This window comes from Hydrogenophaga sp., from assembly GCF_030656115.1.
Classification (GTDB): domain Bacteria; phylum Pseudomonadota; class Gammaproteobacteria; order Burkholderiales; family Burkholderiaceae_C; genus Hydrogenophaga.
In genome coordinates this window covers 21,478-29,147 of sequence record NZ_JAUSOO010000106.1, presented here as the reverse complement: position 1 = coordinate 29,147, position 7,670 = coordinate 21,478, and the positions used below count along the sequence as shown (strand labels likewise).

Genomic DNA, 7,670 nt, shown 5'->3' with positions numbered 1-7,670 from the left:
CAGCAGGGTCTGCCGGGTTTTGGGGCACTGCCGCGCCACCTTCACGATGTCGTCAAAAAAGCCCATGTCCAACATGCGGTCCGCCTCGTCCAGCACCAGCGTGTTCAGCGCCTCCAGCTGCAGGCTGCCGCGCTCCAGGTGGTCCATCAGCCGCCCGGGCGTGCCCACCACAATGTGCGCGCCGTGCTCCAGCGTGGCCAACTGCCCGCGCAGTGGCACACCGCCACACAGCGTCACCACCTTGATGTTGTCTTCAGCCCGCGCCAGCCGGCGGATTTCGGTCGTCACCTGGTCGGCCAGCTCCCGCGTGGGGCACAACACCAGCGTTTGCACCGCAAAGCGGCGCGGGTTCAGGTTGGACAGCAGCGTCAGCGCAAACGCCGCCGTTTTGCCGCTGCCGGTTTTGGCCTGCGCAATGATGTCTTTGCCCAGCAAAGCCGCCGGCAAACTGGCCGCCTGAATGGCCGTCATGCTGAGGTAGCCCAGCTGTTGCAGGTTGGCCAACATGGCCGGGCTGAGCGGCAACTGGCTGAAAGAGAGGGCGGCGGGTGCCGGGGTGGGGGAGGTCGGGGTAGCAGAGGTCATGCGGGATTATCCGGGTTGCGGCGGGCCGGCTGGCGCTTGCCTGCAACACAGGCCCCGTCAGTAGGCACCCAACAGAGCATCCAGCGGGCTCGCCGTGCCGCCTGCCGCCACCTTCAGCACATGGGTGTAAATCATGGTGGTGCTCACATCGCTGTGGCCCAGCAGCTCTTGCACCGTTCGGATGTCGGTTCCCGCCTGCAACAGATGCGTGGCGAACGAATGCAGCAGCGTGTGGACCGACGGAATCCGTCGAGGTCGGGTGGGGCGCTGCAAATCGTTCATCCAGGGCAGACTTTGGCCCAACACCTCGCGGTACAGAAACAACAAGGCGCTCAAAGCCTGATTGTGGGTTGACACAGAGACACGCCGCTCGTTAGCCAACATCTGCAGGAACTCCTGCACCTCGGCGCCGCCCATGTCGCGGGGATGGCGCATCGCCCCCGAGCGACCGTGCCAGCGAACAAAAAAGCGAATCCAGTACAGGTAAGCCTCTTCGGTTTAGAGGCTATAGTGTTTGTACCGAATCATCTCGCGCACCCGATCCAGCAAGCGCGGTGACTGGGGAGGATAGGCCGCAGACATCATGGAGCACCTCGACTATGTATGTAAACACAGCATCACCGACAGGGCGCTGGCGTCAAGCGCCGGGCAAGGCCATGAAGGACGGGGCGGCTGACCGCGAGCGCCAGCTTATGCCGTCGCCTAGTCTGGCTTTCCCAGATTAAGCGACGGCCTACATTACGTTAGCTGCAGAAAGAACGAGGAACAACAATGACTGAATGGATTAACAACCCATGGGTGATTGGCATCGTTGGTGGTCTTATAGTAACTGCCATATCACGATACCTGTTTTCCCGTCGCGACAACAAAGAATATCGACAAAAAGTAGTAACAGCGAATCAGGAGATTCTTTACGCAATTCGTCCAGGAGTTTCCGAGGGAAAGATTGCATCAGTAGATGTTCTAAATTCGTTGCTCGCTGCCACAGCCTCAAAATATGGCGTTGAAGAAAATGACCTCTACCACCCTCAGCAAATATCAAATCACCTAATTAAAGAGGTTATGGATTCCAGTTTTATTTCTGTGGAACTAAAACAGCAGTATTGTGATGCTCTTGCCGCGCTAAAAGCCGCCGGGATTCAAAAAGAACAAGCAGAACCACGCCCAGAAAGGGAAAGACCGGAGGCGGCAACTATCTCAGAGTACCGACAAAGACTCGTAACAATGTTGAGTATGATGCTTGGTGTTATCACTATGATAATGACCGTTTCTGTTGTTTTCCTCGACAAGTTAAAGATAGGTTTTGATAAAGATATCTCAATCGTTATCCCCACAGTTGCCGCTATGACCGCAGTCCTTGTTTCCGCATTGCTTATGCCGTTGTTCAAGATTTTGAAAGACAAGGAAAGCGAGATCAAAAAGTCAAAGCGCGCAGAAAAAGATGAAGATAAAAGCAGCTAACAACACCATCAACACGGACATGCAAAAGCGCCGCTTCGCTCTGCTTTTGCATGCCGGTTATTGTGAACGTTGGGTATCTACCTGATCACATATGACACCCGAACGCTCAAAGACTGAAAAAGCCAGTTGGATTGCTGGCATCGTGTCGGCAATGCTTGCCGTAATTACCCTTGTTTATTCCATGTGGCCCAAGCATCCTGAATCAGTTTCACCTGTGACGCAGAACGCCTCAACAGTTAGCACACAGATCGGTGCGGTCACTGGCAATGTGACGGTTGTGAATGCGGCGACTTCGCCGCCAATTTCGAAATCTTTAGCCGCTGACAAACCTATAAACGACCCTTTGTCAAAGCGATTCCTTGGAGCGCTGGATGGAAAGTACGAGGCGAAGGGAAATCGCTTTGAATTTAGATGGTCGGATAGAAGCTATAGTCTCACACAAGGGAATTGCACTTTAATCGGCACAATTGTCGAGAAAGATACGCATTGGAATGTAGTAGCAACCGGAATCGACGGGCTCTGCTCAATACTAGATCCGCAATACTTCGGACGAGAAGTTGGTGAAATTCATCCCGAGCGTGGGGCGATGGCAAATTCTGGGCGCGTTCTTAGGTTTCTAGTCAATTTTCAGCTGGCATCATTGGTGCCGATGTCAGGTGCATATGAACTTAAATAACGTAACGATGCCCAACCTTTCACTCCAAGGGACGCTGCGCGATAAAGCTGCGCCAGCGCCCCTGAGTTCGAACGTTGGATGTCTCGAATTGAAGTGTATCGTGACAGGTGATTAAAAAAACATCCGCCCGCCCGGTTGATGGGGAAAAATCTAACTGCGCGAAACATACATTAGGCGATAGCTGCATGTTGTATCAATATTGCAATTGCAAAGGATGCTTTTTATGAAAGAACAGTTAGAAATCGGTATACAAGTTCATGTCCACCAAGATGCTAGCGATGAAATGTCGTATGCTATTTTTAACAGAATAATGGGTGCGTTAAACGCTGCAGCATTATACTCTGAGACATCGGATTTAAGGCGGATACAGCAAGAACTTCCAGACATTCCTGCTAAGGCAGTAACTGATGCGTTTGATTTGCTGCGGCAAGAAGATTTTTATGCTGATTCTGCAATTTTGATTCGTAGTACTCGGCCCGGTTCATTAGTTATATCTGTAACTGTGGCTGGAGTCGCTATGTGGGTTCTGGAAAAAACGTTGGGAAAAACCATCGAAGAGGCTTGGAAAGAGACGGAAATGCATAAGCGCATAAAAACATTACTTTCTGGCAAATCGAGAACCAAGAGAGAAGAAATTGCAGATAAAGCTATATTTCTAATTGAGAAGATGATGCCATTTGAAGTTGTCATTGAACGCAAACCAAATGATGAGGATAGTATATTTGAAGGTACTAACAATATATTCATTGACGTGGAAATTAAAAACAGCACTGATAAGCTTCCCCCAAACCGTAAGCATATTTTATCTCGAAATGGGGTCGGGCCGCGCCAACCAGATGATATAATGTGAATAGTCCCCTGCATCCTAAGAAACTATATCGAAAGAATACGGACTAATCGCCGTCCAACCTAATCGTTGCAGCGGACTGAGGCCGCTGAACTTAGCGTTAGGTATATATTAAGGAATATTCAATAGCATGAAATTTATACCAGCAGGCGAGATTATCGGAGAAGCACATCAGGTGCGGTCAGTGAAAATAGCTAAAAGTCCGCAATTGCCTGATGGAGAATATAGATTTATTGATACATATTGCTCAGACCCGGAGTGTGATTGCCGCAAGACGATGATTCAAGTAATGCACAAAGGAAAGCTCGTTTCCGTTATCAATTATGGATGGGAACCTGCTTCGTTCTATCAAAAATGGATGGGCAGTAGCGCAAAAGATGAAGCAAAGATGCACGGCGCATCTATTGACATAACAAGCCAAAACCATGTCAGTTCGGATGGAATACTTGCATTATTTAATGTGCTCTTAAATGATATATGGGTTGCTAAGTTTAAGCAGCACTACAAAGAAGTAAAAGCAGCAGGAAAATGAGGGTCAGATTCCAAATTTTCTTTAATCGCCGTTTCCATACAGATCAAAAATAGCGTTCAGATTCGTATTCCCCCGCTCTGGTTGAAAACCAAGCTACGCAACCGCAGTGAACAAAAGGCCTGTATGAATACGGCCATCAGCACACAAGCATTCTGGCAACAGCCTGAACCGACCCGGGTTTCGCAGCGGGTGGTCTGCTCTGTGGTGACATACCCGCTGCGCTGGTGTTTCAGTGTTTCTAGAACGAGCCGTTGTCGCGCAAGAGCGGGCGCTCATTGCCTGCTGGCTCATCTACCTCAGGGCGCAAACGTCATTTGATAGCGCAAGGTGTTGCGCAGCAGGTCTTGCTCGCGGTCGAGGCTGCGCATCTGGTTGCGGATGCGGCGCTTGTCCTCGTCTTTTGTGGCGTCTTCGAGTTGGCGCTGCAGGCGGCGCAGTTCGCTGTCGTTCGATGCCATGCGGCTTTGGGTTTTGTGAACCAGCAGGCCCGCCCGGTGCGATTGGGCGAACCCTTCGTAGCCTGCTTGGCCCTGGCACACGGCGGCTTTGGCGTGCTGGCCGTCCACCCCGGCCAACCAGCCGTTGTAGGGCGTGCAGTACGTCACGATGCCCTGGTCCCAGCCTTGGCGGTAGGCGGTGGTGTTGGGTTGAATGCCGATCTTGCCGCAGTCATCGGCGTAGTCGGCCAGCCGGTTGTGTTCAGTACCGCTGCCACCGTCGGCCAGCCCCACGCGGTACCAGTCCGCCACACGGCATTGCGATTCGGACATGGAGGCGCAGCCTGCCAGAGACAGTGCCAAACTGAGTACGAGGAAGGTGCGTGTGGTGGTCATGCTGAATTCTAGTTTTCCCATGGGCAGGGTTCTCTCTTGAGCGGTTTCAACGGTTCTCGGGCACCGGAAAGCAGTTGGCCTGCGCCAGAGCACTTACAAGCGCCAGCCATGCACGCGCATGCAGCTGCGTATTGACAACAACTACACATTGGATGATCATCTGTGTATCTTTTGTGTATGCGAACCCGGGAGCATTTCATGCGTGACGCTGCCATCAATCTTCGGGCACTGCCCGAACAGCGTGACCTGATCGATCACGCCGCCAGCCTGCTGGGCAAGAACCGTTCGGACTTTATGCTGGAAGCGGCCTGCGAGCGTGCTCAGGCTGTGTTGTTGGATCAGGTTTTTTTCAGCCTCGACACCGAGCGGTTTCACCAGTTCACGGCGTTGCTTGACGCACCGCCGGGGGAGAACCCCGGGCTTGAACGCCTCATGGCTGTGAAGACGCCCTGGAGCACGGGCACGAAATGAGTTTGAAACTGAGTGCACCCCAGCCACTGACCGCTTCTCAACATCTGGACGAATTCGCCTGCGGAGAGGCCACGCTGGACGAGTGGCTGAAACGCCGGGCACTGAGCAACCAACTGAGCGGCGCCAGTCGCACCTTCGTGGTCGCGGACCCGGATGGACGTGTCTTTGGCTACTACGCCATGGCAGCAGGCGCCGTTTCGCACCAAGCGGCCACCAGCAGCGTGCGGCGCAATATGCCCGATCCCATTCCCGTGATGGTTTTGGCACGTCTGGCTGTCGATCATCGGGCTCAAGGCATCAAGCTGGGGGCTTCCTTGCTGCAAGACGCGGTCGGTCGCGCGGTGAGCGTTTCGCAGCATGCCGGTGTCAGGGCGCTGTTTGTCCATGCGCTGCACGGGCGGGCAAAACAGTTCTACGAGCACTATGGTTTTCAGGCGTCTGCGCTGCATCCGATGACGCTGATGCTGCGCCTGAATACCGTGAAGGCTTGATTCAGCGCGTCACACTCCTTACGGGCACATCAGCGCGCCCACACGCAACTTTTATGCGGCTTGGTTCAAGCGAGCAGCCAGTTCGTCGTGTTGCATCTTGAACTTGGCGGCATTCTTTTTGAGGCGCAGCAGGTTTTGCAATTTCCATTGCAGCGCGGGCAATTCAGTCAGGTGGGCCTGTGGCAACAGCGACCAGTCTGGTTCGGTACGCAGCATGGACAGCAAAAAGTTGCGGTGCCTTGGTAACAAAGCCCTTGGCAATTCGGTCAGCATGCGTTGCCGCGTGACCAGCAGCTCATGCAAAGCCACCGGGGCCAGCGTCATGCCTTCAAATTCAGCCGCGAAAACAGTTTCCAGCGGTTTCTCTTTGGGAAACAAGACTTCGTGTGTGGGCCGGTTGTGCCCGGCCAGATACACCACAAAGCAATCAAGCAAGGTCTCATCCCAACCATGCCTGGCAAGCATCAGCTGAACATCAAACAAGTCGCGGGGGTGTTGGCGATCCAATGCCGCCACCAACTTGCTGCCGTACAGCTCGGCATCGGCCAGCACCGGAATTTGAATGTCAGCCGCGAACAACTGCTGAGCAGCGGGTGTGAGGCTGCGGCGCTGGGGTGGCAGCACCGTGCCACGGAACACAAAGTTCACCTCGACTTTGACCTCGGCATCGGGCGAGCGCACAAACATCTTGGCCTCGGTGCCGTCTTGAGTTTTGCGCAACTCGGCTTCGTAACCCAGCACCTGTACCCGGTGCTGGGCGGCCGACAACTCGGAGGCGATGGCCTTCAATGCATCCTCGCGTCGGAGGGTGTGGGGTACAAACACCACGTCAATGTCCACAGACAAGCGGGGCATGTCCTGCACAAACAGGTTGATGGCCGTTCCGCCTTTCATGGCGAATGTATGGGTGTCAAACACCGCTGGTGCGACATCAAGCAGCAACTGGACGGTTCGGATGTAAGCGTGGTTCATGCGGGGCGCTTCAGGTTCAGCCGTTCACCGGCAGGGGTGGTGGACACCCACCGCTCTCCGCCGCCCAGGCGCACGCTGTGTTGGTGGGCCAGATCGGCCCAAGCAAGCCCCAGTTCTTGCGCCATGCTGCTTGCCAGGCGAGCTACTTTGATGCGTTGAACATGGGCCAGCAGTTCTTCCAGCACGGGGAGGCGCAGGGCTCGTGCACTTTCCAGCAGGTGGCGGGCTTCTTCCAGGCCCTGACCTTTCCCAACATCGCTGAGCAGCTCCAGCAGAGCACGCTCAGGCGTAGACACCAGCACACCGGGGTGCCCTGACGGCAAGGGCGCCAAGCCTGTGGATGGTGGCAGGGTGGTATCAAACAGGTGGGTGGACTGGTAGCTGGCGGGGAACTTGGCTGTGAACCAAGTGGGCAACGTGGTGGGGGTATCGCCCCACAGGGTCAGGTGTTCTTGGAACGCGATGTTGTGGCGGATGCCTCGCCACGACAAAGCGGTTTTTCCCGCAACGTGCAAGCCTGGCGTGGTCTTGGTCAAATGGGCCAGACTGGCATCGCGGTTGAGCTCGTCCCCGGGCAACAGGTAGATACCGCGCCCCAGCCGATGCAACCAACCGTCGGCGCCCAACCGCACCACCTGTTTGGCGTTGAGCCCCCGCTCTTGCAGCCATGCTGTACTCAGCGGCGTGCCCCGAGGTGCCTCGGAGAGCAGTTGACGGAATAGATCGGTTGGATTTGTTCTCTTCACACGGGCATTATCAAGATTTTTTTATGCATTTCAAGCATTGAGAATCCATCTGGGTC

General features: G+C 54.5%; 10 protein-coding genes and 1 pseudogene. 6 read left to right on the top strand and 5 right to left on the bottom strand.

The genetic code is table 11. The annotated features are described in order from the left end of the window. Together Q7J58_RS13575 and Q7J58_RS13570 are read right to left on the bottom strand one after the other, a co-directional pair. The coding region (locus Q7J58_RS13575) for a DEAD/DEAH box helicase (RefSeq protein WP_304828907.1) at nucleotides 1–585 on the bottom strand (585 nt) is incomplete at its 3' end. A 57-nt stretch (nucleotides 586–642) separates the two neighbouring features. After that, nucleotides 643–1,170: pseudogene (locus tag Q7J58_RS13570) on the bottom strand (phage integrase N-terminal SAM-like domain-containing protein). Between the two features lie 186 nt (nucleotides 1,171–1,356). Here Q7J58_RS13570 and Q7J58_RS13565 point away from each other — a divergent pair. The 4 genes from Q7J58_RS13565 to Q7J58_RS13550 all read left to right on the top strand — a co-directional run bounded on the left by Q7J58_RS13565 (nucleotide 1,357) and on the right by Q7J58_RS13550 (nucleotide 4,101). Beyond that, a complete protein-coding gene (locus Q7J58_RS13565) occupies nucleotides 1,357–2,046 on the top strand; it encodes a hypothetical protein (RefSeq protein WP_304828904.1) in 690 nt (229 codons plus the stop codon). A 91-nt stretch (nucleotides 2,047–2,137) separates the two neighbouring features. Then, on the top strand, nucleotides 2,138–2,722 hold the full coding sequence (locus Q7J58_RS13560) for a hypothetical protein (RefSeq protein ID WP_304828901.1): 585 nt from the start codon (nucleotides 2,138–2,140) through the stop codon (nucleotides 2,720–2,722). Between the two features lie 223 nt (nucleotides 2,723–2,945). Then, nucleotides 2,946–3,572: a hypothetical protein gene (locus tag Q7J58_RS13555; RefSeq protein WP_304828899.1), complete on the top strand. Its 627-nt coding sequence runs from the start codon at nucleotides 2,946–2,948 to the stop codon at nucleotides 3,570–3,572. A gap of 127 nt (nucleotides 3,573–3,699) precedes the next feature. Further along, complete coding sequence (locus Q7J58_RS13550; protein WP_304828896.1) at nucleotides 3,700–4,101, top strand: hypothetical protein; 402 nt, start codon at nucleotides 3,700–3,702, stop codon at nucleotides 4,099–4,101. A gap of 296 nt (nucleotides 4,102–4,397) precedes the next feature. Here Q7J58_RS13550 and Q7J58_RS13545 read toward each other — a convergent pair whose 3' ends face one another. Then, nucleotides 4,398–4,955, bottom strand: a complete 558-nt coding sequence (locus Q7J58_RS13545; protein ID WP_304828893.1) for a DUF2799 domain-containing protein — start codon at nucleotides 4,953–4,955, stop codon at nucleotides 4,398–4,400. Between the two features lie 177 nt (nucleotides 4,956–5,132). On the opposite strand from Q7J58_RS13545, the gene Q7J58_RS13540 reads away from it, so the two are divergent. Both Q7J58_RS13540 and Q7J58_RS13535 read left to right on the top strand, forming a co-directional pair. Beyond that, complete coding sequence (locus Q7J58_RS13540; protein ID WP_304828890.1) at nucleotides 5,133–5,405, top strand: DUF1778 domain-containing protein; 273 nt, start codon at nucleotides 5,133–5,135, stop codon at nucleotides 5,403–5,405. Continuing rightward, nucleotides 5,402–5,896, top strand: coding sequence for a GNAT family N-acetyltransferase (locus Q7J58_RS13535; protein WP_304828887.1), 495 nt, complete (start codon nucleotides 5,402–5,404; stop codon nucleotides 5,894–5,896). The genes Q7J58_RS13540 and Q7J58_RS13535 overlap by 4 nt, the downstream gene beginning before the upstream one ends. A gap of 51 nt (nucleotides 5,897–5,947) precedes the next feature. Here Q7J58_RS13535 and Q7J58_RS13530 read toward each other — a convergent pair whose 3' ends face one another. Together Q7J58_RS13530 and Q7J58_RS13525 are read right to left on the bottom strand one after the other, a co-directional pair. Beyond that, entirely contained in the window at nucleotides 5,948–6,868 is a 921-nt protein-coding gene (locus Q7J58_RS13530) for a nucleotidyl transferase AbiEii/AbiGii toxin family protein (RefSeq protein WP_304828884.1), read from the bottom strand. Further along, nucleotides 6,865–7,614: a type IV toxin-antitoxin system AbiEi family antitoxin domain-containing protein gene (locus Q7J58_RS13525; protein WP_304828881.1), complete on the bottom strand. Its 750-nt coding sequence runs from the start codon at nucleotides 7,612–7,614 to the stop codon at nucleotides 6,865–6,867. Before Q7J58_RS13525 ends, Q7J58_RS13530 begins: the two co-directional genes overlap by 4 nt. Nucleotides 7,615–7,670 lie beyond the last annotated feature (56 nt).